This is a genomic window from Asanoa iriomotensis (assembly GCF_016862515.1).
Taxonomy (GTDB): Bacteria; Actinomycetota; Actinomycetes; order Mycobacteriales; family Micromonosporaceae; genus Asanoa; species Asanoa iriomotensis.
The window spans coordinates 109,940-134,708 of sequence record NZ_BONC01000002.1 but is presented as its reverse complement, the minus strand read 5'-3'; the positions used below and the strand labels follow the sequence as shown (position 1 = coordinate 134,708).

General features: G+C 71.1%; 25 protein-coding genes. 5 read left to right on the top strand and 20 right to left on the bottom strand.

The features are described from left to right. Positions 1-2: 2 nt before the first annotated feature. The 3 genes from Air01nite_RS02390 to guaB are packed head-to-tail and all read right to left on the bottom strand — an operon-like array spanning position 3 to position 3,370. The gene (locus Air01nite_RS02390; protein ID WP_203700097.1) at positions 3-683 is read right to left on the bottom strand and encodes a TMEM175 family protein; all 681 of its coding nucleotides are present in this window, start codon (positions 681-683) and stop codon (positions 3-5) included. Between the two features lie 17 nt (positions 684-700). Continuing rightward, entirely contained in the window at positions 701-1,819 is a 1,119-nt protein-coding gene (locus tag Air01nite_RS02385; protein ID WP_203700096.1) for a GuaB3 family IMP dehydrogenase-related protein, read from the bottom strand. A 12-nt stretch (positions 1,820-1,831) separates the two neighbouring features. After that, positions 1,832-3,370, bottom strand: coding sequence for an IMP dehydrogenase (gene guaB, locus Air01nite_RS02380; protein ID WP_203700095.1), 1,539 nt, complete (start codon positions 3,368-3,370; stop codon positions 1,832-1,834). A gap of 115 nt (positions 3,371-3,485) precedes the next feature. On the opposite strand from guaB, the gene Air01nite_RS02375 reads away from it, so the two are divergent. Beyond that, a complete protein-coding gene (locus Air01nite_RS02375) occupies positions 3,486-3,911 on the top strand; it encodes a DUF5319 domain-containing protein (RefSeq protein ID WP_203700094.1) in 426 nt (141 codons plus the stop codon). Between the two features lie 65 nt (positions 3,912-3,976). Here Air01nite_RS02375 and Air01nite_RS02370 read toward each other — a convergent pair whose 3' ends face one another. Further along, positions 3,977-4,798 (bottom strand): helix-turn-helix transcriptional regulator, encoded by an 822-nt coding sequence (locus tag Air01nite_RS02370; RefSeq protein WP_203700093.1) that lies wholly within the window; start codon positions 4,796-4,798, stop codon positions 3,977-3,979. A gap of 213 nt (positions 4,799-5,011) precedes the next feature. Between Air01nite_RS02370 and Air01nite_RS02365 the strand changes: the two genes are divergently transcribed. Continuing rightward, positions 5,012-5,422, top strand: coding sequence for a WhiB family transcriptional regulator (locus tag Air01nite_RS02365; RefSeq protein ID WP_203700092.1), 411 nt, complete (start codon positions 5,012-5,014; stop codon positions 5,420-5,422). A 104-nt stretch (positions 5,423-5,526) separates the two neighbouring features. Here the strand turns inward: Air01nite_RS02365 and Air01nite_RS02360 are convergent, their stop codons facing one another. The 3 genes from Air01nite_RS02360 to groES form a co-directional block, all read right to left on the bottom strand. After that, positions 5,527-7,080 (bottom strand): molybdopterin-dependent oxidoreductase, encoded by a 1,554-nt coding sequence (locus Air01nite_RS02360; RefSeq protein ID WP_203700091.1) that lies wholly within the window; start codon positions 7,078-7,080, stop codon positions 5,527-5,529. A 74-nt stretch (positions 7,081-7,154) separates the two neighbouring features. Next, a complete protein-coding gene (groL, locus tag Air01nite_RS02355; RefSeq protein ID WP_203700090.1) occupies positions 7,155-8,792 on the bottom strand; it encodes a chaperonin GroEL in 1,638 nt (545 codons plus the stop codon). 79 nt (positions 8,793-8,871) lie between these two features. Next, complete coding sequence (gene groES, locus Air01nite_RS02350; RefSeq protein WP_505605519.1) at positions 8,872-9,180, bottom strand: co-chaperone GroES; 309 nt, start codon at positions 9,178-9,180, stop codon at positions 8,872-8,874. A 216-nt stretch (positions 9,181-9,396) separates the two neighbouring features. On the opposite strand from groES, the gene Air01nite_RS02345 reads away from it, so the two are divergent. Further along, positions 9,397-10,608, top strand: a complete 1,212-nt coding sequence (locus Air01nite_RS02345; RefSeq protein ID WP_203700088.1) for a class I SAM-dependent methyltransferase — start codon at positions 9,397-9,399, stop codon at positions 10,606-10,608. Continuing rightward, the gene (ybaK, locus tag Air01nite_RS02340) at positions 10,559-11,044 is read left to right on the top strand and encodes a Cys-tRNA(Pro) deacylase (protein WP_203700087.1); all 486 of its coding nucleotides are present in this window, start codon (positions 10,559-10,561) and stop codon (positions 11,042-11,044) included. The genes Air01nite_RS02345 and ybaK overlap by 50 nt, the downstream gene beginning before the upstream one ends. 503 nt (positions 11,045-11,547) lie before the next feature. Here the strand turns inward: ybaK and Air01nite_RS02335 are convergent. The 3 genes from Air01nite_RS02335 to Air01nite_RS02325 form a co-directional block, all read right to left on the bottom strand. Next, positions 11,548-12,822: a sugar ABC transporter permease gene (locus Air01nite_RS02335; protein WP_203700086.1), complete on the bottom strand. Its 1,275-nt coding sequence runs from the start codon at positions 12,820-12,822 to the stop codon at positions 11,548-11,550. After that, positions 12,819-13,640, bottom strand: coding sequence for an ATP-binding cassette domain-containing protein (locus Air01nite_RS02330; RefSeq protein ID WP_203700085.1), 822 nt, complete (start codon positions 13,638-13,640; stop codon positions 12,819-12,821). Before Air01nite_RS02330 ends, Air01nite_RS02335 begins: the two co-directional genes overlap by 4 nt. 97 nt (positions 13,641-13,737) lie before the next feature. Then, complete coding sequence (locus tag Air01nite_RS02325) at positions 13,738-14,850, bottom strand: sugar ABC transporter substrate-binding protein (RefSeq protein WP_203700084.1); 1,113 nt, start codon at positions 14,848-14,850, stop codon at positions 13,738-13,740. A gap of 237 nt (positions 14,851-15,087) precedes the next feature. Here Air01nite_RS02325 and Air01nite_RS02320 point away from each other — a divergent pair, with 237 nt between their 5' ends. Continuing rightward, positions 15,088-15,366 carry a DUF1707 SHOCT-like domain-containing protein gene (locus tag Air01nite_RS02320; protein WP_203700083.1) on the top strand — a complete coding sequence of 93 codons (279 nt, stop codon included), beginning with the start codon at positions 15,088-15,090 and terminating at the stop codon, positions 15,364-15,366. A gap of 10 nt (positions 15,367-15,376) precedes the next feature. Here Air01nite_RS02320 and Air01nite_RS02315 read toward each other — a convergent pair whose 3' ends face one another. The 10 genes from Air01nite_RS02315 to alr form a co-directional block, all read right to left on the bottom strand. After that, positions 15,377-17,167 carry an ABC transporter ATP-binding protein gene (locus tag Air01nite_RS02315; RefSeq protein WP_203700082.1) on the bottom strand — a complete coding sequence of 597 codons (1,791 nt, stop codon included), beginning with the start codon at positions 17,165-17,167 and terminating at the stop codon, positions 15,377-15,379. Positions 17,168-17,240: 73 nt separating this feature from the next. Beyond that, entirely contained in the window at positions 17,241-18,938 is a 1,698-nt protein-coding gene (locus Air01nite_RS02310) for an ABC transporter ATP-binding protein (protein WP_203700081.1), read from the bottom strand. Between the two features lie 44 nt (positions 18,939-18,982). After that, positions 18,983-19,237: a hypothetical protein gene (locus Air01nite_RS02305; protein WP_203700080.1), complete on the bottom strand. Its 255-nt coding sequence runs from the start codon at positions 19,235-19,237 to the stop codon at positions 18,983-18,985. Positions 19,238-19,248: 11 nt separating this feature from the next. Then, positions 19,249-20,292: a tRNA (adenosine(37)-N6)-threonylcarbamoyltransferase complex transferase subunit TsaD gene (tsaD, locus tag Air01nite_RS02300; RefSeq protein WP_203700079.1), complete on the bottom strand. Its 1,044-nt coding sequence runs from the start codon at positions 20,290-20,292 to the stop codon at positions 19,249-19,251. Further along, positions 20,285-20,716 carry a ribosomal protein S18-alanine N-acetyltransferase gene (gene rimI, locus Air01nite_RS02295; RefSeq protein WP_203700236.1) on the bottom strand — a complete coding sequence of 144 codons (432 nt, stop codon included), beginning with the start codon at positions 20,714-20,716 and terminating at the stop codon, positions 20,285-20,287. The genes tsaD and rimI overlap by 8 nt, the downstream gene beginning before the upstream one ends. 2 nt (positions 20,717-20,718) lie before the next feature. Next, complete coding sequence (tsaB, locus tag Air01nite_RS02290) at positions 20,719-21,384, bottom strand: tRNA (adenosine(37)-N6)-threonylcarbamoyltransferase complex dimerization subunit type 1 TsaB (protein WP_203700078.1); 666 nt, start codon at positions 21,382-21,384, stop codon at positions 20,719-20,721. A gap of 22 nt (positions 21,385-21,406) precedes the next feature. Continuing rightward, a complete protein-coding gene (gene ung / locus Air01nite_RS02285) occupies positions 21,407-22,090 on the bottom strand; it encodes a uracil-DNA glycosylase (RefSeq protein WP_203700077.1) in 684 nt (227 codons plus the stop codon). Further along, the gene (gene tsaE / locus Air01nite_RS02280) at positions 22,087-22,572 is read right to left on the bottom strand and encodes a tRNA (adenosine(37)-N6)-threonylcarbamoyltransferase complex ATPase subunit type 1 TsaE (protein WP_203700076.1); all 486 of its coding nucleotides are present in this window, start codon (positions 22,570-22,572) and stop codon (positions 22,087-22,089) included. Before tsaE ends, ung begins: the two co-directional genes overlap by 4 nt. Continuing rightward, complete coding sequence (locus Air01nite_RS02275) at positions 22,569-23,633, bottom strand: alpha/beta fold hydrolase (RefSeq protein WP_203700075.1); 1,065 nt, start codon at positions 23,631-23,633, stop codon at positions 22,569-22,571. Before Air01nite_RS02275 ends, tsaE begins: the two co-directional genes overlap by 4 nt. After that, entirely contained in the window at positions 23,630-24,751 is a 1,122-nt protein-coding gene (gene alr / locus Air01nite_RS02270; protein WP_203700074.1) for an alanine racemase, read from the bottom strand. Before alr ends, Air01nite_RS02275 begins: the two co-directional genes overlap by 4 nt. Positions 24,752-24,769: the final 18 nt, after the last annotated feature.

The window sequence follows — 24,769 nt, the reverse complement described above, 5'->3', positions numbered from 1 at the left end:
GCCTATTCTCCCTGTGTCACGGTCGGGTCTTCGTCACGCGGTCTGCGGACGGGTCGGTCGGTGGACGTGGTGAACCGCTGCACGACGAACAGCAGGAGCAGCGAGTAGAGCCCGAGGTTGCGGTTGACCAACGTCAGCAGGATGGCCAGGCCGAACACCGCGGTGGTGCCGACCGTCGGCAGGATCTGGTCCCGCAGCGACCGGTGGTCGTCGGCGTTGCGCAGCCACGGGTGCGTGGCGACGTACCAGGCCTGCAGCAGCATCAGCAAGCCGATGCCGAAGAGCACGAGCAGGTAGAACAGCGCCGCGCCGGCATCCGTCGCGTCCTCGGAGAACAACCGGGCGGTCGGGTACGGCAGGAAGACGATCAACAACAGCCAGAGCGCGTTGATCCCGAGCAGCTTCTCGTCGAAGTCGGCGAGGTACTCCCACAGTCGACGATGGGCCCCCCAGAACTGCGAGATCACCAGGAACGAGACCGCGAAGCCGAGCATCTGCGGCGCGAACCGGTTGAGCTGGTGGAGGATCGGCTCCTGCGGGTTGTCCGTGGCGATGTCGACCAGCGGCAACACGAGCAGCGTGAGCGCGATCGCCATGGTCGCGTCGCTGAAGTTGACGGCGCGGTCGAGGCTTCGACCGCGCCGTTCACGTTCCTCGGCTCGTGCGTCCGTTGGATCGGACATAAGCCCCAGTATGACTGTTATCGGTCGATGACCAGGCCGACCTTCTGGAACTCCTTGAGGTCGCGGTAACCGCACTTGGCCATCGCGCGCTTGAGCCCGCCGAACAGGTTGAGCTGCCCGTCCGGGTCGTCGGCCGGGCCGTAGAGGAGCTGCTCCAGGCTGCCCAGCGGCGGCCCGGCGACTCCGAACGCGCCGCGAGGGAGCTTGGGGTGGCTCGACACCGAGTGCCACCACGCGCCGTTGGCCGGCGCCTCGCTGGCCTGGGTGAGCGGCTCGCCCAGCATCACGGCGTCGGCACCGCAGCCCAGGGCCTTGGCGATGTCGCCGGAGGTCTGCACGTCGCCGTCGGCGATCAGGTGCACGTACCGGCCGCCGGTCTCGTCGAGGTAGTCCCGCCGGGCCGCGGCCGCGTCGGCGATCGCGGTGGCCATCGGCACCCGGATGCCGAGCACGGTGTCGGTGGTGGACCACTCGTCGGCGCCGACCCCGACGATCACGCCGGCGGCGCCGGTGCGCATCAGGTGCAGGGCCGTCTTGTAGTCGGTGCAGCCGCCGACGATCACCGGCAGGTCGAGGTCGGCGATGAACTCCTTGAGGTTCAAGGGCTCGTCGGTGGTCGACACGTGCTCCGCGGAGACCAGCGTGCCCTGGATGACCAGGAGGTCGACACCCGCGTCGAGGATCACCGGGGCCAGCGCGAGCGTGTGCTGCGGCGACACCCGGACGGCGACGGTGACGCCACCCTCGCGGATCTCGCGGACCCGCTCGCCGATCAGCTCGGGGCGGATCGGCTCGGCGTAGACCTCCTGCAGCCGGCGGGTCGCCGGGGCGTCCTCGTCGAGCCCGGCCAGCTCCTCGAGGATCTTGCGCGGGTCCTCGTAGCGGGTCCAGAGGCCCTCGACGTTGAGCACGCCGAGGCCACCGAGCCGACCGAGGGCCACGGCCGAGGCCGGGCTCATCGTCGCGTCGCTCGGGTGGCCGACGCAGGGGATCTTGAACGGGTACGCGTCGAGCTGCCACGTCGTCGACACGTCGTCGACGTCGCGCGTGCGGCGGCTCGGCACGATCGCGATGTCGTCGAGGTGATAGCCGCGCATCGCGGTCTTCCCCAAACCGATCTCGACCACGTCACGCACGGATAGAGCTCCTTATCGAGAGTGGTAGTTGGGAGCTTCGACCGTCATCTGGATGTCGTGCGGGTGGCTCTCCTTGAGGCCCGCCGCCGTGATCCGGATGAGCTGGCCGCGCCGGTGCATCTGCTCGATGTCGGCCGCGCCGACGTAGCCCATCGCCGCCCGCACGCCACCGATGAGCTGGTGCGCGACGCGGTTGAGCGGGCCACGATAGGGCACCTGGCCCTCGACGCCCTCGGGCACCAGCTTGTCCTCGCTGAGCACGTCGTCCTGGAAGTAGCGGTCCTTCGAGTAGGACCGGCCCTGGCCCCGGGACTGCATCGCGCCGAGCGAGCCCATGCCGCGGTAGGACTTGAACTGCTTGCCGTTGACGAAGATCAGCTCGCCGGGGCTCTCCTCGCACCCGGCCAGCAGGCTGCCCAGCATCACCGAGTGGGCGCCGGCCACGATCGCCTTGGCGATGTCGCCGGAGTGCTGGATGCCGCCGTCGGCGATCACCGGCACACCGGCCGGACGGGCCGCACGGGTGGCCTCCATGATCGCGGTGATCTGCGGCACGCCGACGCCGGCCACGACCCGGGTGGTGCAGATCGCGCCGGGGCCGATGCCGACCTTGACCGCGTCGGCGCCGGCCTCGACGTGGGCCTTCGCGCCCGCGTACGTGGCGACGTTGCCGCCCACGACCTCGACCTGGGTCTCCCGCTTGAGCCGGGCGACCATCTCCAGCACGTTGCGGCTGTGCCCGTGCGAGCTGTCGACCATCAGCACGTCGACACCGGCGTCGATGAGCAACCGGGCCCGCTTGTAGGCCTCGTCGCCCACGCCGACCGCGGCGGCGACCCGCAGCCGGCCGGCGTCGTCCTTGGTGGCGTTGGGGTACTGCTCGCTCTTGGTGAAGTCCTTCACGGTGATCAGGCCACGCAGCCGGCCGCTCTCGTCGAGCAGCGGCAGCTTCTCGACCTTGTGGGTGCGCAGCAGCGCGAGCGCCTCGTCCTTGCTGACCCCGACCGAAGCGGTGACCAGCGGCATCCGGGTCATCACCTCGTGCACCGGCGTGTTGCCGTTGGTCACGAAGCGCATGTCGCGGTTGGTGACGATGCCCACCAACTCGCCGCCGTTGTCGACCACCGGGACGCCGGAGATGCGGTAGCGGCCGCACAGCGCGTCCACGTCGCGGATGGTGTCGTCCGGACTGCAGGTCACCGGATTGGTGATCATGCCGGCCTCGGACCGCTTGACCAGGTCGACCTGGAGCGCCTGGTCCTCCATCGACAGGTTGCGGTGCAGCACGCCGATGCCGCCGTTGCGGGCCATCGCGATCGCCATGCGGGCCTCGGTGACCGTGTCCATCGCGCTGGACATGAGGGGAATGCCGAGACGCACGTTGCGGGTGAGCAAGGTGCCCGTCGCCACCTGGCTCGGCACCACGTCGCTCTCGCCCGGCTGAAGGAGGACGTCGTCGAAGGTCAGGCCGAGCGGCACGGTCGCCGCGGGCCCGGCCCCCGGGTCTCCGAAGGTGCCGAACGGCAAGTCGTTGACGGGCGAGTTGTCCATGATTTGTCCCCTCAGCGGCGCGATACGTCATGCTACCCGCGCAGGCGTGCCGGCCGGCCGGCGCGCCCCGCTCCGGGCAGGCGCGATGGGCCGGAAAACGACTACGGTGGGAAGGGTGAACGACGAGCCCATCGATCCGTTCAAGGACGACCCCGGCGCGGGGCTCTCCGACGACGCGGGCGACGAAGACCCGACCCTCGACCCGTTGACCGAGGTCGAGCGGCAGGACGTGCTCGAAGACCTCGCCGACCTCGAGGTTTACCAGGCTCTGCTCGGGCCGGTCGGGATCCGCGGGCTGGTCATCGAGTGTGAGGACTGCCACGAACCCCACTATTTCGACTGGGACCTGCTTCGCGGCAACCTGCGGCACCTGTTGAGCTCCGGCCGCCCCCGGGTGCACGAGCCGGCCTACGACCCTGACCCCGATCACTACGTGACCTGGGAATACGCGAAGGGCTACGCCGACGGGGTGCACGACACCCTGGCGGACGAAGCCGACGATCCCGAGCCACCCGGCAAACCGGGCGGCCCGGGCTCCTGATCGTCACTGCCTGATCGGCACGTCGGGCCGGCCGAGGAGAGGGGTGCGGCCGGCCTTTCCGCGCGTCAGGCCACCAGGCCTGAGCGGAAGCCCGCGGCTACCGCGTGCGCGCGGTCCCGCGCGCCCAGTTTCCGGAACAGCCGCCGGGCATGGGTCTTGACGGTGTCTTCCGACACGAACAGCTCGCGCCCGATCTCGGCATTGCTCTTCCCGTCAGCCATGCCACGCAACACCTGGAGCTCCCGCTCGGTGAGCGCCGCGCGCCGGGTGACCGGCTCCTCGCGCCCATAGCGGTTGACCGGGTCCGCCTGGGGCCCGAAGTAGCGACCCTCCTCGGCGTTGTCGCGGACGTCGATGCCGGGACCCACGTCACCGCGCTGCGCCGGGACGACGGCGGACGTCGACTCGGCGAGGCCGATCTGGGGGTGCCCGACGCCCACGCCGGCCTGCATCCGCATCGGCCCGGCGTTGCGCGCGGACGCGGCGCCGGCGAGCCCGCCGACCGCGGCCGGCACCCGGCCGGCGACGCAGAGCAGCAGGACGGCCTTGGCCACGACGCTGACCAGGTCCTGGTCGCCGCCCTGGATGAGGGCTCGGGCTCCGGCGTTGACGGCGGCGGCCGCGATCCTCGGGTCCTCGGACCCGAAGAGCACGATCGTCGCCCCCGGCGCTCGGCCCAGCACGCGCTGGGTGAATCCGACGGTGTCCGGTCTGGTGACGGCTGTGTCCGCGAGCACCACGTCGGCTGGGCGCTCGGCGAGACGGAGCAATACCTCGGGCTCGGATACCGCAGTTCGCACGGCGCCGGCTACTCCGAGCCGGGCCGCGGCCGCATTGACGTTCTGCGCGGCCTGCGATGTCCGAACACAAACGAGGACAGTACGCACGGTGGTCCTCCTCTCCTCATAGAAGAGGACCACGGAGCGCAGAGATCATTACGGCGTTTCAACGGAAAGAACAGGAAAGTTCCGGACAGTTCGCCACGCCGGTGCGGTAGGTGCGTGCAAGGAATCGATCAGGCACGTGTGAGGTGACACCGCCGGGGGTAGTTACGGCCCTAGTCCAGTACGGCGCGGAGGCGCGCGGAAGGAGAGGTGCCGATGTCCAACGTACGCAGGCTGCCCGGGCCTATCGACGAGCGTTGGGATTGGCAGCGGCTCGGCGCCTGCCGGGGCCGCGACAGTGCCCAGTTCTTCCATCCCGACGGTGAGCGCGGCTCGTCCCGCAACCGCCGTGAGACGCAGGCCAAGACGGTGTGCGGCACCTGCCCGGTGCGCGCAGAGTGCGCGGCGCACGCGCTGTCGGTGCGCGAGCCCTACGGCGTGTGGGGCGGTTTCAGCGAGTCAGAGCGGCTCCGGCTGCTGGCCACCGGCTGGGAGGACCTGGCCGACCGGCGGCACACGAGGGTCGACGTGGAGCGGCTCGAGGCACGCCTCGGTCGCCCGCACAAGTCGGCGGTCCCGGCCGCCGTGCGGCACTCCCCCGCGCCGGCCCAGCGGCGCGCGAGCTGACCTCATTCTTCCGGTCCGGGACCCTAGCGGGGTCCCGGACCGTGTTTCTGAAGGCGCCTGGTCCTACGGACGTCGCAGATCAAGACCGAAGCCCTGATGAGGCTTTATCCGACGTTCACCGACACCGTGTGGTAGCCGGTCGCGCCGTCGGGCACCACGTCGGCCGGCTGGCTCGTCTGCGTCTCGCCGGTCTTGTCGGTCGCCCGTACCCGCAGCTTGTGATCGCCGGTCGTGGCTTCCCAGTGCCAGGACCACTGCACCCAGGTGTCGTCGGAGACCGCGCGGGCGAGCCGGGCCTCCTGCCACTCCTCGTTGTCGACCTGCACCTCGACCTTGGCGACGCCGCGGTGTTGCGCCCAGGCGACCCCCGCGACGGTGACCGGGCCGGCGCGCAGGTCGCCGCGGCCGCGCGGGGTGTCGATCCGCGACTGCGTCTTGATCGGACCCTGCGCCGACCAACCGCGGGGCACCCAGTAGGCGTCGTAGTCGGCGAAGCTGGTCAGCTCCAGCTCGACGACCCACTTGCAGGCTGAGACGTACCCGTAGAGGCCTGGCACGACCACGCGCACCGGGAAGCCGTGCTCGATCGGCAGCGGCGCGCCGTTCATGCCGACGGCGAGCATGGCGTCGCGGCCGTCGCGCAGCACCGACGTCGGCGTCCCGCAGGTCCAGCCGTCGACGGAGCGGCCGACCACCTGGTCCGCGCCGTCGAGCGGCTGCGCCTCGTCCAAGAGCGGTTTCAGGGGTACGCCGAGCCAGCGCGCGTTGCCGATCAGGTCCCCGCCGACCTCGTTGGAGACGCAGGCCAGCGTGACGTAGCGCTCGATCATCGGCCGGGCAAGCAGGTCCGCGAACGTCAGCCGGATCTCCTTGCGCACCCGCCCGTGGATCCGCAGCGTCCACTCCGCTGGATCGACCTGCGGCACGACGAGCGCGGTGTCGATCCGGTAGAACGTGTCGTTCGGAGTCACGTAGGAGGAGAGGTCGGCCAGCCGCAGGTCGGCGCCCGCCGGCACCTCCGGCGCGGGGGTCGCCGGTGCCGGCAGTCGCACCTCGGAGCGGGCGACGGAGACGCTGCGCCGGGTCGACAGCCAGCGCCCTGCGAAACCCAGGGCGGCCGCGCCGGCGATGAACAGCAGGCCGCTGCGCAGGAACCGGCGCCGGCCGGCGAGCGCCTCGTCCTCCTCCTGCACCGACGGCGCCACCAGCTCGGTCACCTCGGCCGGCGCGAGCGGGCCGACGACCAGCAGCCAGAGCGTGGCGCCCGCGGCGGCGGCGCCGAGCAGCGACGGGAAGGCCGCCCCGACACCCGCGTCCGGGCGGGTCAGGGCGGAGGCGACGCCGACGGCGGCGAACAGGCCGATGCCGGCGAAGCCGACCGCCAGCCAGCGCACCGACAGCGCGCCGATGGCCGCGGCGAACAGGCCGAGCAGCACCGCCGTGCCGATCAGCAGGGCGGTCTTGTCGTGCACGCCGAACAGGGTGATCGCGAACTGCTTGAGGCTCTCCGGGACGTGGTCGACGACCACGCCGCCGACGGCGACCAGCGGGGCGCTGCGCGACCCGGTCACCACGGCGACCACCTCGGCCAGGCCGAGCGCGACGGCGGCGGCCGCGACACCGGCCAGCGCACCGAACTTCCACGACTTGCGCGTCACGGCAGCAAGTGTGCTCCAAAAAGAACCGCGCGACCGGGGTGGCCCCCAGCCGCGCGGATCTTGTAATGGATTTGTCAGAACCCAGGGCCGTGCTGGTGACCGTGGCCGTGGCCGTGACCGCCCTCGGCGGGCTCCGCCTTCTCCGGCTTCTCGACCACCAGGCTCTCGGTGGTGAGCAGCAGGCCGGCGATCGACGCGGCGTTGAGCACCGCGTTGCGGGTCACCTTGACCGGGTCGATGATGCCGGCCTTGCCCAGGTCGACGAACTCACCGGTCGCGGCGTTGAGGCCGTTGCCCCAGGCCAGCTCGCGGACCTTCTCGACGATGACGTAGCCGTCGTGGCCGGCGTTCTCGGCGATCCAGCGCAGCGGCTCGTTGAGCGCCTTGCGGACGATCGAGACGCCGGTCTTCTGGTCGCCGGTCAGGCCCAGGTCGCCGTCGAGCGCGGAGACGATCTGCACCAGGGCGGCGCCGCCGCCGGGAACGGTGCCCTCCTCGACCGCGGCCTTGGTGGCGGCGATCGCGTCCTCGATGCGGTGCTTGCGCTCCTTGAGCTCCACCTCGGTGGCGCCGCCGGCCTTGATCACCGCGATGCCGCCGGACAGCTTGGCGAGCCGCTCGGAGAGCTTCTCCTTGTCCCAGTCGGAGTCCGACGCCTCGATCTCCTTGCGGATCTGCGAGACCCGCTCGGCGACCTCGGTGTCGCGGCCCCCGCCGTCGATGACGGTGGTGTTGTCCTTGTCGATGACGATGCGGCGGGCCGAGCCGAGCTGGTCGAGGCCGACCTGGTCGAGCTTGTAGCCGAGCTCGGGGGCGATCACCTCGCCGCCGGTCAGGATCGCCATGTCCTGGAGCATCGCCTTGCGCCGGTCACCGAAGCCCGGCGCCTTGACGGCGGCGATCTTCAGCGTCTTGCGCACCGCGTTGACCGCGAGCGTCGCGAGCGCCTGGCCCTCGACGTCCTCGGCCACGAGCAGCAGCGGCTTGCCGGACTGGACGACCTTCTCCAGCAGCGGGAGCAGCTCCTCGACCGCGGAGATCTTCTGGGTGGTGATCAGGATGTACGGCTCGTCGAGGACCGCCTCCTGCGACTCCGGGTCGGTCACGAAGTGCGGGGAGATGTAGCCCTTGTCGAACTGCAGACCCTCGGTGACCTCCAGCTCGGTGGCCAGCGTCGAGCCCTCCTCGACGGTGATGACACCGTCGCGGCCGACCTTCTCCATCGCCTCGGAGATCAGTTCGCCGATGGTGGCGTCCTGGGCCGAGATGGTGGCGACGTTGGCGATCGAGCCCTTGGTGTCGACGTCGGAGGCCTTGCCGAGCAGCGCCTCGGAAACCGCGTTGGCGGCCGCGTCGATGCCACGCTTGAGGTCGCTCGGGCTGGCGCCGGCGGCCACGTTGCGCAGGCCCTCGCGGACCATCGCCTGGGCCAGGACCGTCGCGGTGGTGGTGCCGTCACCAGCCACGTCGTTGGTCTTGGTCGCCACCTCCTTGACGAGCTGGGCGCCCAGGTTCTCGTAGGGGTTGGTGAGCTCGATCTCCTTGGCGATGGTCACACCATCGTTGGTGATCGTCGGAGCGCCGAACTTCTTGTCGAGGACGACGTTGCGCCCGCGCGGGCCGAGGGTGACCTTGACCGTGTCCGCGAGGGTGTTGACGCCGTGCTCGAGAAGGTGCCGAGCGTCGTCCGAGAAGCTCAGGATCTTTGCCATTTAAAGTCCCTTCAAACGCGCGAGGCCCCGGCCCGGGCAGAACCGGTCCGGGGCGACGCGCACTTCAGCTTCTGGTCGCTTACTTCTCGATGACCGCGAGGACGTCGCGGGCGGAGAGCACCAGGTACTCCTCGCCGGCGTACTTGACCTCGGTGCCGCCGTACTTCGAGTAGATCACCGTGTCGCCGACCTTGACGTCAACCGGGACGCGGTTGCCGTTGTCGTCGACCCGGCCCGGGCCGACGGCGATGACGGTGCCCTCTTGCGGCTTCTCCTTGGCGGTGTCGGGGATCACGATGCCCGACGCCGTGGTCGTCTCGGCCTCGTTGGCCTGGACGAGGATGCGGTCCTCGAGCGGCTTGATCGCAACCTTGGTCGCGGTAGTCACGGGCATACCCTCCTGGGGTATCAGGTTCGTAACCGGCCGAGGATCCGGCCGGCGCCAATTTGCCTCATGCCACCAGGGCGGGTCCGTCGTCGCGGGTGCCGGGCCTGCCTGGCGTTGTTGGCACCCTCAGACCGAGAGTGCTAATCGCAGGTTATTCCGCGACTAGCACTCCGTCAAGGAGAGTGCCAGCCCGCCACACCGCGGGAGAATCGGTCCGTGAACGTTGCCGTGCTGCGTACGCCCGCTGGTGAAGCCGCTCTGTCCAGGGCGACTTCGCTGGCCGGCGGCGACCCGCTCGCCGCGGCCGCCGCGCTGCGGTCGGCGGGCGTGCCGCCCGACCTTGCCTCCGCCGCGCTGACCCAGGCCACGTTACGCCGGCAGGCGGTCGTGAAGTTCGGCGTCGACGCGGAACACCTGTTCTTCACCCGGGCGGGCCTCGAGCAGGCCACCCGATCGGTGGTCGCGGAGCGGCGGGCGGCCCGGCTGGTCGCGGCCGGCGTGCGGTCGCTGGTCGACCTGGGGTGCGGGATCGGTGCGGACGCGCTGGCGGCCGCCCGGGCGGGGATCCGGGTGGTCGGCGTCGAGCTCGACGAGACCACCGCGGCGGTCGCGGCGGCGAACGGGGCCGGGCTCTTCTCGGTGGTACAGGCCGACGCCACGACCTTCGACGTGAGCGGCTTCGACGCGGTGTTCTGCGATCCGGCCCGCCGCTCGACGGGTGGCCGCCGGGTGTTCGACCCGGCCGCGTACTCGCCGCCGTGGGACTTCGTCGAGGGCCTGGCCGCCCGGGTGCCGCGGCTGGCGGTCAAGGTGGCGCCGGGTTTCGACCACGCCCGCGTGCCCCCTGGTGCGGAGACCGAGCTGGTCAGCGTCGACCGCGACGTGGTCGAGGCGACACTGTGGTGCGGCGAGCTGGCGGCGGTGCCGCGCCGGGCGACCGTCCTGCGAGCTGGGGTGGCGGGCGAGCTGACCGGCTCGGGCACGGAGGCGGCCCCGGTCGGCCCGGTCGGCGAGTTCCTCTACGACCCCGACGGCGCCGTGGTCCGGGCGGGGCTGGTGGCGGAGTTCGCCACCCTGGTCGACGGCCGGCTGGGCGATCCGACGATCGCTTATGTCTGGTCCTCCGCGGCGGTGGCGACGGGTTTCGCGCGATGCTTCCGGGTGACCGACGTGCTGCCGTTCTCGCTCAAACGACTGCGGGCCGAACTGCGCGCCCGCGGTGTGGGAACGGTGGAGATCCTCAAGCGAGGCTCGGCCCTGGACCCGGCCCAGCTCCGGCGCGACCTGCGGCTGTCCGGGCCGGCGTCGACGTCGCTGCTGCTGACCCGAGTGGCGGGTGCCCAGGTCGCCGTCCTGGCGACACCGATAACCTTCGAGGGTGGCCAAGCGAGCCCAGGGAACCCCGGCGACAGTGGTGCTGACGCGTGAGAAGGTTCCGTTCACCACGCATCCGTACGAGGTCGACCCGAAAACGCCGGCCTACGGCGAGGCGGTCGCGGCGGCGCTCGGCATCGACCCACCCCGGGTGTTCAAGACCCTGGTCGCCACGGTCGACGGCCAACTCGGCGTGGGCGTGGTGCCGGTGGCCCGGTCACTGGACCTGAAGGCGCTCGCGGTCGCGCTTGGTGGCAAGCGGGCCGCGATGGCCGAGCCTGTTGCCGCGGAACGGGCGACCGGCTACGTCACCGGTGGCATCTCGCCGCTGGGACAGCGGTCGCGGCTGCCGATCGTGCTGGACGAGTCGGCCCTGGGGCACGAGACGATCTTTGTTTCTGCCGGTAAGCGGGGGCTGCAGCTTGAGCTGGCCCCGTCGGATCTGGTGCATCTGACGGGTGCGGCGGTCGCCGCTATCGCTACGTCTTGAACCGCCATTTGGTGCGCACCGCTTGGGTGGATCTCCTCGTCGGGCGTGGCCTTAGGGCATCAGGATCTCCGGATGGGGACAAGGTCGTTCGTCCGGTTGGGCGCTCCACCTTGTCCCATCCGGAGATCCTGATTGGTCGGGCTACGCCCGACGAGGAGATCCACCCCCTGCCCCCGGGGGAGGGGTGTGCGGGCGCCGGGTGGTCTCGTGGCCGGGTCATCGCCGCCCGTCGCGGTCTGACCGGCACAACCGACGTGCCATGCGCGGTGGTCCCGCGGCCAGGTCACCGCCGCCAGCCGCGGTCGGACCGACACAACCAACCAGCCCCGCGCGGCGGTCCCGCGGCCACGCCACCACCGCCAGCCGCGGCCCGACCAACCTTGTCACCGTCCGGAGGTTCTGGTCGCCCTGAGCGAAGCCCGACGACGAGATCCGCCCAACAGACCGCAACCAAAGAAAGAAGGCCCGGCGGCACAGCCGCCGGGCCTTCCTCAGAACAAGCGCTAGACCCGACCCGTAGACCGAGCCCGCCGGCGCGAGATCGCGTCGACGCTTGCCGCTACCAGCAGGACCAGGCCCGTCACCATGTAGACCACGGCGGACGGCTGGTTGAGCAGGCCCATGCCGTTGATGATGATCGCGATCACGAAGCCACCGAGGATGGCGTCGACGATCCGGCCCTTGCCGCCGAAGAGGCTGGTGCCGCCGATGACCGCCGCGCCCACCGCGTACAGCAGCGTTGAGGCGCCACCGGTTGACGGCGAGATCGAGTTGTCGCGGCTGGCGAGCATGATGCCGCCGACCGCTGCCAACGTCGATGCGATCATGAAGCAGGCCAGCTTGACCATGCCGACGTTGATGCCGGCGCGGCGGGCCGCCTCGGCGTTGCCGCCGACCGCGTAGACGTGCCGGCCGAACGACGTCTTGGTGAGCACGAAGGTCAGGCCGACCAGCAGGACGAGCAGGATCGCCACCACGATCGGGACGCCCTTGAGCGAGGTGATCGCGGGGTTGCGGCTGCGTTCGATGCTGAGCCAGTACGTGGCCAGACCGAGCAGCACCACCAGCGCGGCGATCTTGGCGAAGGTCACCTGGATTGCCTCAGCGGTCAGGCCGCTGGCCCGGCGCTTCGCGCCCCGTCGCAGCACGATGGCCGCGTAGCCGACGACAACCACGGCGAACAGCGCCCAGCCCAACCAGACCGGCATGTCGTTGTTGTTGATCGCACGGAGCGTCTCGTCGCGGATCGGGATCGTGCCGCCCTCGCCGATCAGCTGGAGCAGCACGCCCTGCAGGCCGAGGAACGCCGCCAGGGTCACGACGAACGACGGGATGCCGAGCTTGGCCACCAGCAGACCGATCAGCAGGCCGACCACGGCGCCGGTGACCAGACAGGCCAGCAGGCCCACCGGCCACGACCAACCCCAGCGCGTGACCACGACGCCCATCACCGCCGCCGCCGTGCCCGCCGTGTAACCGGCCGACAGGTCGATCTCACCCAGCAACAGGACGAAGACCAGGCCCATCGCGATGACGATGACGGCCGCCGCCTGGTGGATCAGGTTGGCGAAGTTGAACGCGTTGGTGAACGTGTTGGGGCGCAACGCCGCGAACACGATGACCAGGGCGATGATGCCGAGCAGGGCCGGCAGGGAGCCGGCGTCGCCGCCGCGGACCCGGGCCCACCAGTTGCCGACCGCGGCGGCGAGCGGGTTGGTCGGGGCCGCCGTCTCGTCGACGTGCTCCTCGGGGGTCTCGACCTTCGTCGGGGTGCTCATTTCAACTCCCCGTTGCCGTTGGTGATGCCACCGATGGCATCCGACCGGCCGGTCGTGATGACCTCGACGACCTGGTTGCTCTTCACGTCCTTGGCCTTCATCTGTGCTGCCATGCGACCCAGGTAGAGGACCGAGATCCGGTCGGCGACCTGGAACACGTCGTTGAGGTTGTGGCTGATCAGCACGACCGCGAGGCCGTTGTCGGCCAACTGGCGCACCAGCCGCAGCACCTGCTCGGTCTGCGCGACGCCGAGGGCGGCGGTCGGCTCGTCGAGCACCACGAGCTTGGAGTTCCAGATCACCGCGCGGGCGATCGCGACCGTCTGGCGCTGGCCACCGGAGAGGCTGGCGACCACCTGACGGATCGACTTGACCGTGCGGACCGACAGGCCGGCCAGCGTCTCCTGAGCCCGGCGCTCCATGGTCGCCTCGTCGAGGATGCCGTTCTTGGTGACCTCGCGGCCCAGGAACAGGTTGTCGACGATGTCCAGGTTGTCGCAGAGCGCCAGGTCCTGGTAGACGACCTCGATGCCGAGATCGTTGGCGTGCTTGGGGTTCGTCACCGAGACCGGCCGGCCGTCGAAGACGTACTCCCCGGAATCGAACGGCTGACTGCCGGCGATCCCCTTGATCAGGGTGCTTTTGCCCGCGCCGTTGTCGCCGACGAGCGCGGTCACCTGTCCCGCATATGCATCGAAGTCCACGTCCTGCAGGACGTGGACCGCACCGAAGCTCTTGTTGATACCACGCAGCGAAAGCAGCGGCGCGGCGTCGTCCGTCGCCGTCGCCGCCCCCGCAGCAACCTCCGGCACCGTCATGGTCACCTCACTAGTTGTTTCCCGGCCCGGCAGTAACCGTGGCCTTAAGCGCCCAGAGGGCCCGGCAGGTCATCCCTGCCGGGCCCTTCGGCATTGGTTACTGAACGCCGGCGGACGTGCAGAGCGCGGCGTACTGGCCGGTGCAGATGTCGCTGGCCTTCCAGAAGCCGTCAGCGATGACGTCCTTGACGGAGTCCTTGAAGATGGCCTGCGGGGTGGCCAGGGCCGACGGAACGTCCTTGTTGAGGACGGTGTCCTTGACCGTGCCGTTGACCAGGTCGCTGCCCGGGGTCTCACCGTTGATCAGAGCGATCGCCAGCTTGGAGGCGGTGTCGGCCTCCTTCTTGATGGCCTTGTAGACCGTCATGCACTGGTTGCCGGAGAGGATGGCCTGCAGGCCTTCCTTGCTGGCGTCCTGGCCCGTGATCGGGACCTTGCCGTTGAGGCCGTTGGCGGTCAGGCGCGCGATGATGCCCTGCGCCATGGTGTCGTTGGCGGAGATGACGCCGTCAACCTTGCCGCCGGCCTGGGTGTAGAGCTGCTCGAACGCGGTGCCCGCGACGGTGGCGTCCCACTTACCGGTCTGGTCGCCGACGATCGTGTAGTCGCCGCTGTCCACCTTCGGCTTCAGCGCCTCGTCGTAGCCCTGCTTGAACAGCGCGGCGTTGTTGTCGGTGGGGTCACCGTTGATCTTGATGATGTTGGCCTTGGTCTTGCCAGCGTCGGTGAGGCACTTGGTCAGGCCCTCGCCCATCAGCTTGCCGACCTGGACGTTGTCGAAGGAGACGTAGTACGACGCCTCGCCGCCGAGGGTCAGGCGGTCGTAGTCGATCGTCTTGATGCCGGCGCCCTGTGCCTTCTTCAGGCAGGCGCTGCCGGAGTCAGAGTCGAGGTTGACGATGAGGAGGACGGACACGCCCTCGTTGATCATGCTGTCGCAGAGGGTGCCGAACTTGGCCTTGTCGCCGTCGGCGTTCTGGATGTTGGCGGTGATGCCGGCGCCGTCGAACGCGGCCTTCAGCAGCGGACGGTCGTTGGCCTCCCAGCGCGGCGAGGTCGCGGCGTCGGGCAGGATCACGCCGACCTTCTTGGCAGCGCCACCGCCGCCGGCGGCGGCGCCGTCGCCCGAGTCATCGGACCCACAACCCGCAAGTGCCAGTGCGCCGACCGCAGCAGCGGCGACGGCGACCGACAGAAATCGGTTACGCATAACCTTGGACTCCTTCATGGCCGTTGAGCGGACCGCGCGGGGGCGAACGGCTCTGTCAGCCTCCCGGACCCTCACGATCCGAAACACAAAATACTCGCGCATTTGCTGACCTACCTCGCGCGGTCGACACGCTGCCGTAACGATCCGGTCACGGCACTGGAACCGGCTTCAGCGCATTCGTACGAGGCGAGAAAGCGCTCTCAGAGCGTACGCTTTCGGCCGCAGGGAGGGGATAGGTTGACTTTGGATACTCGTGCGTCGGACGACGATAGACAGCGCGTGGTCGAGCTGTTACAGCAGCACACGGCCGTCGGGCGACTGACGCTGGACGAGTTCACGGACCGTGTCGACAACGCGTACGCAGCCCGCACTCTGCGTGATCTAGCGGTTGTGACCAGCGACCTTCCGGCGCTTCCGGACAAGCCCGGCGCGGTGCGCCGAGACCTGATTGTGCTCTTCGCGATCGCAGCCGTGACCTTGTTGTTACTCGCCCTCTACATGGCCGTGACCCGTTAAGGACGACCGGTTACGCCACTGTCGAATAAGGACTTTCTCGCCGTTTCTGGCTCGAATGCCCGCCTGTGCCGTGCCATGACTCCCAGAGCGCCGCGTACGAGCCCCCGGCCGCGACCAACTCGGCGTGGGAACCCAGCTCCGTGATCCGCCCGTCCTCGACGACCGCGACCCGGTCCGCATCGTGTGCCGAGAACAACCGGTGCGCGATCGCGATCACCGTGCGCCCCTGGAGCACTGCGGCGAGTGAGCGTTCCAGATGCCGGGCCGCCCGTGGGTCGATCAGCGAGGTGGCCTCGTCGAGCACCAACGTGTGCGGGTCGGCCAGCACGAGCCGGGCCAGCGCGAGCTGCTGGGCCTGTGCCGGCGGCACCGCGTGGCCACCCGTGCCGACCATGGTGTCCAATTCGGACGGCAGGGCGGTGACCCAGTCGAGCGCGTCGACGGCGGCCAGGGCCGACCGCACCTCCTCGTCGGTGGCACCCGGCTTGGCCATCACCAGGTTGTCGCGCACGGTGCCGATGAAAACGTGGTGCTCCTGTGTCACCAGGGCGACGTGCGAGCGCAGCTCGGCCAGCGGCAGCTCGGCCAGCGGGACGCCGCCGACCGTCACCGAGCCCGCGGTCGGCGCGTGGATGCCGGCCAGCAGGCGGCCCAGCGTCGACTTGCCGGCGCCGGACGGGCCCACCATGGCCAGCCGCTCGCCGGGCTCGACCACCAGGTCGATGCCGTGCAGGACGTCGCGACCCTCCACATAGGCGTATCGCACACCCTCGGCCACCAGGCGCTCGCCGCGAGACGACGGCGACTTCGCCGACGCGGGCGCGGGCTTGCCGGCGACGCCGAGCAGGCGGGCCAGCGAGGCGCCGCCGACCTGCAGCTCGTCGAGCCAGGACAGCAGCCGGTCGAGCGGGTCGACCAGCGCCTGCACGTAGAGCGTCGCGGCGGTCACCTGGCCCAACGTCACCCAGCCCTCGAGGTAGAACCAGCCGCCGAACAGCAGCGTCGCCACCACCGGCACCACGTAGCCGACCTCGACGATCGGGAACCAGACCGTGCGCAGCATCAGCGTGTAGCGCTCCGCGGCGTAGGAGCGGGCGATGTCGCCGTCGGTGCGGGCCCGGCGGCGATCCTGCAGGCGCAGCGCCTCGGTGGTGCGGGAACCCTCGACGGTCTCGCTGATGCCGTCGGTGATGTCCGAGTAGGCGGCGTTCTCCCGCAGGTAGCCGGCCGGGGCCCGGCGCAGGTACCAGCGGGTGCCGAACCAGAGCAACGGCACCGCGATCAGGCACGGCAGGGCCAGCAGCGGGCTGGTGAGCACGATCGCGCCGACCACGAACGCCGCCGTGACGATCGCGATCAGCGTCTCCGGCATCGCGAACCGCACGCTGTGCGACAGCGCCGAGACGTCGCGGGAGGTGCGGGTCAGCAGGTCGCCCGTGCCCGCACGCTCCACGGTGGACAGCGGGATCGCCAGGATGCGGTCGACGAACTCCTCGCGCAGCTCGGCCAGCACCCGCTCGCCGAGCCGGGCCGACCAGAACGAGGCGAACCGGGTCAGCACCGCCTGTGCCACGACGAAACCGGCGATGGCCAGCGCGATCTCGTCGACCGTGCGGGTGCTGGTGCCGGCCGAGAGGCCCTCGACCAGGTTGCCCAGCAGCCGCGGCGCGACCAGGCCAGCGACGGCGGCCAGACCGTGCAGCCCGAGCACGAGCCCGAGCTGGCGCGGGTGCCGGCGCACCAGCCGCCGCGCGTACCGCCGCACCTCGCGTGCATCCGCGACGGGCAGTTGCCGGCTCATGCTCGTGTCTCGCTTCGCGAGACCCGGCCTGAGCCCGCTGCGCTGAGCTGGCTGATTCGGTCGCTGCGCTCCCTCATTCGTCTTCCCCTCGGGTAACCGCCGCGGCGTAGTCGGGTCGGTCGCGCAGCAGCTCGCGGTGGGTGCCGGCGGCGACGACCCGGCCGTCCGCGACGAAGGCCACCTCGTCGGCCCGGTCGAGCACCAGCGGACTGGTGGTGCAGACCACGGTGGTGCGGCCGGCCCGGGCGGCGCCGAGCCGGGCCGCGATCCGCGCCTCGGTGTGCGCGTCGACCGCGCTGGTCGGCTCGACCAGCACCAGCGTCTCCGGGTCGGCGACCAGCGCCCGGACCAGCTTGAGCCGCTGCTGCTGGCCACCGGAGAACTCCCGGCCGCGTTCGGCGACCGCGGCGTCGAGCCCGTCAGGCAACGCGTCGACCACGTCGCGGGCGCTCGCGGTCTCGAGCGCGGCCTCGACCGCCTGGTCGCCCACGGCCCGCGGGTCGAGCTCGCCGCGCAGCGGACCGGCGAACAGCCGGGCGTCGTTGTCGGCCACCAGGATCCGCCGACGGACGTCGGAGAGGTCAAGATCCGCCAGGGGTACGCCGGACAGGGTGACCGTGCCGTCGGCGAACCGGCCGAGGCGGTCGGCGATCGCGGCCGCGTCGCCCGGATCCTTGGCGGCCACCGCGGTGAACCGTCCTGGTTGGACGGTGAGCCCGGACTCCTCGTCGCGCAGCGGCCCGGGCGCCGCGGTGGTCGGCGCGGGCGGGGACGCGAACTCCGGCACCAGGGTGAACATCCGCACCACGCGCCGGGCGGCGACGTGCCCCTTCGTGATCCGGTCGATCGCCTCGGTGAGCTGGCGCAGCGGGCTGACCAGGAAGGCCGTGTAGCCGTAGAGCGCGACCAGCTCCCCGGCGGTGATCTCGCCGCGCAGCGCGAACCGGGCGCCGAGCCAGGTGACCAGCACCAGGAACATGCCCGGTAGCAGGACCTCCGAGGCGGCCAGCAGCGACTCGATGCGGGCCACCCGTACACCCGCGGACCGGAGATCCTGCGACTCGGCCCGGTAGCGGCCGGCGAAGGTCGACTCGCCACCCACGCCGCGCAGCACCCGCAGGCCGCCCACGATGTCGCCGGCCCGGGTCGTCAGCTTGCCCTCCTGGTCGCGGTAGACCTGCTGGCGGCGTTGCAGCGGCTTGATCAGCGCGCCGGCGACCAGCACCATCACCGGCGCGCCGAGCACGACGACCAGGCCGAGCGGCACGGACGTGTTGAGCAGGATGACGGCGACGGTGACCACGGCGACCAGGGAGCCGGTGCCGCGGGCGGTGATGTCGAGCGCGCCGCCGATGTGGTTGATGTCGGAGGTGCCGATGCTGACCACCTCGCCCGTGGCCAGCCGCTTGGGCAGCGTCGCGCCGACCCGGTTGGCCTGGGCGACGGTGAGCTGGACGGTGCGATAGGCGGCGGAGAGCCAGTTGAACGCGGCCATCCGGTGGCGCAGGATGCCCGTCGCCGCTGTCACCACGCCGAGGCCGAGCAGCACGGCGCCCCACTGGAGCAGTGCGCCGGAGTCACGGGCGGTCAGGCCGGCGTCGATCGCGCGCCCGACCGTAGCCGGGACGAGCGCCTGGCTGACCATCCAGAGCGTGGCGAAGGCGATCGCGGCCAGCAGCGAACGCCAGGTGCGGGCCGCCAGCCACACCAGGTAGCGGGTGGCCGACCGGACGTCGGGATCGCCGGGGTCGGCGACGGGTAAGGGCCGCATAGCAGGGCCGAAGTTAAATGATCAACTTCGGGCGGCGCCACCGATTATCGGTCGACCAGGGTGAAGTCCCACTCGTGCGGTGGCCTGGCCACCAGCAGCGGTGGCGGGGCGGCCAGCCGCTCGGGGTCGCTGCGCCATCTGGAAATCACGACGCACCGGTCGTCGGACGACGAGAACACCTCGCTGGTGATGTGCAGCGGGCTGACCTCGATCCGCGGGAGGGCCGTGTCGCAGATCCACTCGACCAGGTCGGGCATGCGCCCGGGCTCGGCGCGGACCTCCCACATGCGCACGATCACGTTGCCGGACACTACACACTCACGAGCGTCAACGGCATCGCCGAGTCGGCGGGCAGATCCAGCCGGCTGGGCCGCACGCCGGCGGCGACCAGGTGCGACCCGAGCGCGGCGACCATCGCGCCGTTGTCGGTGCACAGCTTCGGCCGCGGCACCCGCACCGTGATGCCGACCTTCGCCGCCCGCTCCTCGGCCATCGCACGCAGCCGGGAGTTGGCGGCCACGCCGCCGCCGATCACCAGGGTCTCGACGCCATTCTGCCGGCAGGCGTCGATCGCCTTGGCGGTCAGCACGTCGCACACCGCGTCCTGGAAGGACGCCGCGACGTCGTTGACCGGTACGGGCTCGCCGGCCCGCTCGCGCGCCTCGACCCAGCGCGCCACGGCGGTCTTCAGCCCCGAGAAGGAGAAGTCGAACCGGTGCGCGGCCTGGTCCTTGGCCGCGGTGAGGCCACGCGGGAAGGCGATCGTGGCCTGCCCCTCGCGGGCCGCGCGGTCGATCGGCGGGCCGCCCGGGAACGGCATGCCGAGCAGCCGGGCCACCTTGTCGAACGCCTCGCCCGCGGCGTCGTCGATGGTCGAGCCGAGCGGCACGACGCCGCCGGCCAGGTCGTCGACCAGCAGCAGCGACGAGTGCCCGCCGGAGACCAGCAGCGCGATCGCGGGCTCCGGCAGCGGGCCGTGCTCCAATGTGTCCACCGCGACGTGGGCCGCGAGGTGGTTGACGCCGTAGACCGGCTTCTCCGCGGCGATTGCGTAGCCCTTGGCCGCGGCGACCCCGACGAGCAGCGCGCCGGCCAGGCCGGGACCGGCGGTGACGGCGATCGCGTCGACGTCGGCGAGCGTCACGCCGGCCTCGTCGAGCGCGCGCTGCATGGTCGGCACCATGGCCTCGAGGTGCGCGCGGCTGGCCACCTCGGGCACCACGCCGCCGAACCGGGCATGCAGGTCCACACTGGACGCCAGTGCGTCGGCCAACAGCGTCGTGCCCCGCACGATGCCGACGCCCGTCTCGTCGCAAGAGGTCTCGATGCCGAGGACCAAAGGTTCGTCAGTCACGTCTCATCACCAGCGCATCGGTGTTACTGGGTTGGTAATAGCCCCGGCGTACGCCGATGGGCTCGAAACCATAGGTGGCGTAGAGCTTCTGCGCCGGGGCGTTGTCGACCGCGACCTCGAGCAGCACGGCCCGGGCGCGTTGCCGCTCGGCCTCGGCCAGCAGCGCCTCGAGCATCCTGCGGCCGATGCCCTGGCGCTGGGCGTCCCGCCGCACCGCGATGTTCTGTATCCACGCCTCGTCGCCGTTGACCGCGAGGCCGCCGTACCCGATGATCCGTCCCTCGCCCTCGGCGACCAGGTAGAAATGGCCGCTGGACAGCTCGTTCCAGAACATGCCGGCCGACCACTTCTCGTCGCCGAACAGGTCCTGCTCGATCGGCAGCAGGTCGGCGATGTGCCACCAGCGCAGCCGGCTGAGGGTGATCGTCACCGCAGCACCGGCTTGTGCCCTCCCGCCGCGACGGCGTCCGGGCGGCGGAGGTAGAGCGGGGTGAGCGGCTCGCCGGGCGCGTTGCCGCGGACGCGGTCGGCGGCCAGCCGGACGAACGCGTCGACCATCGGGTAGCGGGGTTCGTCGAGCACCTTGAGCCCGATGCGGTCGGCGTACTTCAGGGCGCCGTCGCCGACCGCGACGGTCGCGGCGGCGGCGCGCTCGGCGGCCACCTCTGGGAGGTCGACGTGCGGGCCGTCGATCCGGGTGCCGGTCGGGTCGTAGAGCGCCCAGTAGACCTCGCGCCGGCGCGCATCGGTCGCGACCAGGGTGACCTGGCCCGGCACGCCGCCGAGGGCGTCGAGCGAACAGACGCCGTACACGGGGATGCCCAGGGTCTGGCCCATGCTGGCCGCCGTGACCAGGCCGACCCGCAGGCCGGTGAAGGGGCCCGGGCCGGTGCCGGCGACGATCGCCCGCAGGTCGCGGACGGTGGCACCGGTCTGGCGCAGCACCTGGTCGATCTCAGGGGCCATCAGCTCGCCGTGCGCCCGCCCGTCGACCGCGCGCAGTTCGGCGGTGACGGCCTGGCCGGTCGAAGTGACGTCGGCCACGGCCGCGGTAACCGCGGGCGTCGACGTGTCGAGGACGAGAACCAGCACGATATGCACCTTATCCGGCTCGTCAGGCCGGAGCCGAGCGGCTCCAGTCGATCGGGGTCAGGCCGGCGTCGGCGAGGGCCTTGTTGGCCGCGCTGAACGGGCGGCTGCCGAGGAAGCCGCGGGGGTTGAGCGGGCTCGGGTGGCCGGCCTCCAGCACCACGTGCGCGGGGTTGGTGACCAGGGCCGCCTTCTTGCGCGCGTAGCTGCCCCAGAGCAGGAACACCACCCGCTCGGGTTGGTCCTGGAGCGCCTCGATGGTGGCGTCGGTGAACGCCTCCCAGCCCTTGTTGGCGTGCGAACCGGCCGCGCCCTCGCGCACCGTCAGCACCGCGTTGAGCAGCAGCACCCCTTGTGTGGCCCAGCCACGCAGGTCACCGCCGTCGGGTGCGGCGGCGCCGAGGTCGGCGGCGAGTTCCTTGTAGACGTTGCGCAGCGACGGCGGCACGCGTACGCCCGCCTGCACGCTGAAGCTGAGCCCGTGCGCCTGGCCGGCCTTGTGGTAGGGGTCCTGGCCCAGGATGACGACCCGGGTGTGTGCCGGCGGGCACAGCCGGTAGGCGGTGAACAGGTCCGGCAGCGGCGGGAAGATCGTGGTCGCCTGGTATTCGGCGTCGACGAACGCACCCAGGTCGGCGGTCGCGGCCGGGTCGAGGTGCGGGGCCAGCGCGGTCTGCCACTCCTGCGGGAGCAGGTCGGTCAGGTTCACCGGGCGTCCTGCGTGAGGGTCGCGATCCGGGCCGCCCAGTCGCCGCCGGCCGGCACCAACTCCACGACCCGGGTGTCGTCGTCGCGCCGGTCGATGCGTACCCGCAGATGGTCGTCGCGCAGTTGCTCGACGATGCCTTCGCCCCACTCGACGACCGTGACCGCGTCGTCCATCGAGGCGTCGAGGTCGAGCCCGTCGATCTCGGCGAGCGGGTCGGCGGCGGTGCCGATCCGGTAGGCGTCGGCGTGCACGAGCGGGACGGTGCCGCCCCGTGCCTGGTCCGGCCGGTGCACCCGGGCGATCACGAAGGTCGGCGAGGTGATGTCGCCGTTGACGTGGAGCCCGGCGCCGATGCCCTGGACCAGCGCGGTCTTGCCGGCGCCGAGCGGGCCGGTGAGCACGACCAGGTCGCCGGGGCGCAGCAGCGCGGCCAGCCGGAACCCGAACGCCCGGGTGTCGTCAACGGTGGTCAGCTCGATCATGCGGAAATCTTCTCCAGGAAGGCGATGAGCAACGTGTTCACCTCGTCGGCGTGTTCGAGCATGACGACGTGCCCACTGTCGTTGATCTTCACGAACTCCGCGTCGGGCAGGTGCCGGAGGATCTCTTCGGAGTGCGCGACCGGTGTGATCATGTCTTTGTCGCCGACGATGATGACCGTCGGGGTGCGCTCCAGCGCGACCAGTGCCGGGTAGCGCGCGTGGGTGTAGAGCGTGCGCAGGTAGCGGGCGACGGTGTCGACCGAGGTGCGCGCGTTCATCTTTTCCACATAGGACACGAGCGAGGGGCTCGGGCGCGACTCGCCGAAGCCGTAGCGGCGGGTGAGCAGCCAGGCCAGGTCGGTCGCGGCGACCCGGGCCCGGTCGATGGTCGGGCCCGTCAGCCGGGTGGCGCTGTTGACGAGGGGCAGCAGCGGGCCGCCGACCCGGCCGATCAGCGCGGGCAGGCCGAGGCGGGTCTCGTCGATCAGGCCGCCGGACGTGGCGATCAGCACGCAGCCGCGCACCCGGTGCTCGAAGAACTGCGGGTAGAGCTCGGCGAAGGCCATGATGGTCATGCCGCCCATCGAGTGGCCGACCAGGATCAGCGGACCGTCGGGCACGGTCTCCTTGAGCACCGCGTGCAGCGTCTCGCCGAGCGCGGGCAGCTCGTATTCGCCGGTCTCCAGCTTGCCGGAGCGGCCGTGGCCGGGCTGGTCGTAGAAGACCATCCGGTGCTCGCCGCGGGCGGTCAGGGCGGTGCGCTGGAAGTGGAACGTGCCCATGTCGAGGCAGAAACCGTGGACGAAGACGATGGTCGCCTCCGCCGGCTCGGCCACCGTCGGCTCGACCACCTCGACGTGGATGTCGGTGCCGTCGGCGGTGCTGACGGCCAGGACCTCGTCGTAGGGCAGTCGGTCGAAGGGCTCGTCCACGTAGGGGTCAGTCACGCCGCGCTTCGAGCGGCGGACGACCGCACGCTCGACCGCGATCCCGGTGGCGATCCCGGCCGCGGCCAGACCGACCACCGCGCCGACGATTCCCGCGCGGCGTCGGGTGCTCATTCACCGTCCTCGCCGTCGTACACCCGAGGGACCCTGGTGCTCCCGAACCGGGTGACGATCTCGTAGTTGATGGTGTCGATGGCGTCGGCCCAGTCGTCGGCGGTGGGCTCGCCGTTGTCGCCGGCGCCGAACAGGGTGGCCACGTCGCCGGGCGCGACCGGCTGGTCGCCGACGTCGAGCACGATCTGGTCCATGCAGACGCGGCCGGCAATGGTGTGCCGCTCCCCCGCGATGGCGACCGGGCCGAGGTTGGAGGCGTGCCGCGGCACGCCGTCGGCGTAGCCGAGCGGGACCACGGCGAGCGTGGTCTCCCGGGTGGTCGTGTAGGTGTGGCCGTAGGAGACGCCGGTGCCGGCCGGGACCCGCTTGGCCAGCATCACCCGGGCCCGCGCCGTCATCGCACGGCGCAGCCCGAACTGCTCACCCGGCACCGGGGACAGGCCGTAGACCGCGATGCCGGGGCGGACCAGGTCGAAGTGGGCGTCGGGGCGGGTCAGCGTGGCGGCCGAGTTGGCGATGTGGCGCAGCGGGGGCCGGACACCGAGCCGCTCGGCGACGGCGATCGCGTCACGGAACGCCGCTAGCTGGTTGTCGATGGTCTCGTGGCCGGGCGCGTCGGCGTAGACGAAGTGGCTCCACACCCCGACGATCTCGATCGCGCCGTCGGCCTCGGCCTTGGCTGCGGCCTCGACCAGGGCCGGCCAGTCGTCGGCGGTGGCGCCGCCGCGGGACAGGCCGGTGTCGATCTTGAGATGGACCCTGGTGGGGCGTTCGGCTCTTTGCCCTGCCTTGATCATCTCGTCGAGCTGGCCGAGGCTGGCGGCGCTCAGGTCGATGTCGTTGGCGACGCCCTCGTGCAGCGGCAGGCCGGGGCTGAGCAGCCAGGCCAGGACGGGTGCGGTGATGCCGGCCCGGCGCAGGCCGAGCGCCTCGTCGAGGGTGCAGACGCCGAGCCAGGTGGCGCCGCCCTTGAGCGCCGCGCGGGCGGCCGGGACCATGCCGTGGCCGTAGCCGTCGCCCTTGACGACCGCCATCACCGCGGCGCTCGTGCCGGCGCGCAACCGGGCCACGTTGTCGCGGATCGCGTCAAGGTCGACGCGGACTTCGGCTTGCCACATGCTGCCCAGCGTACTGGT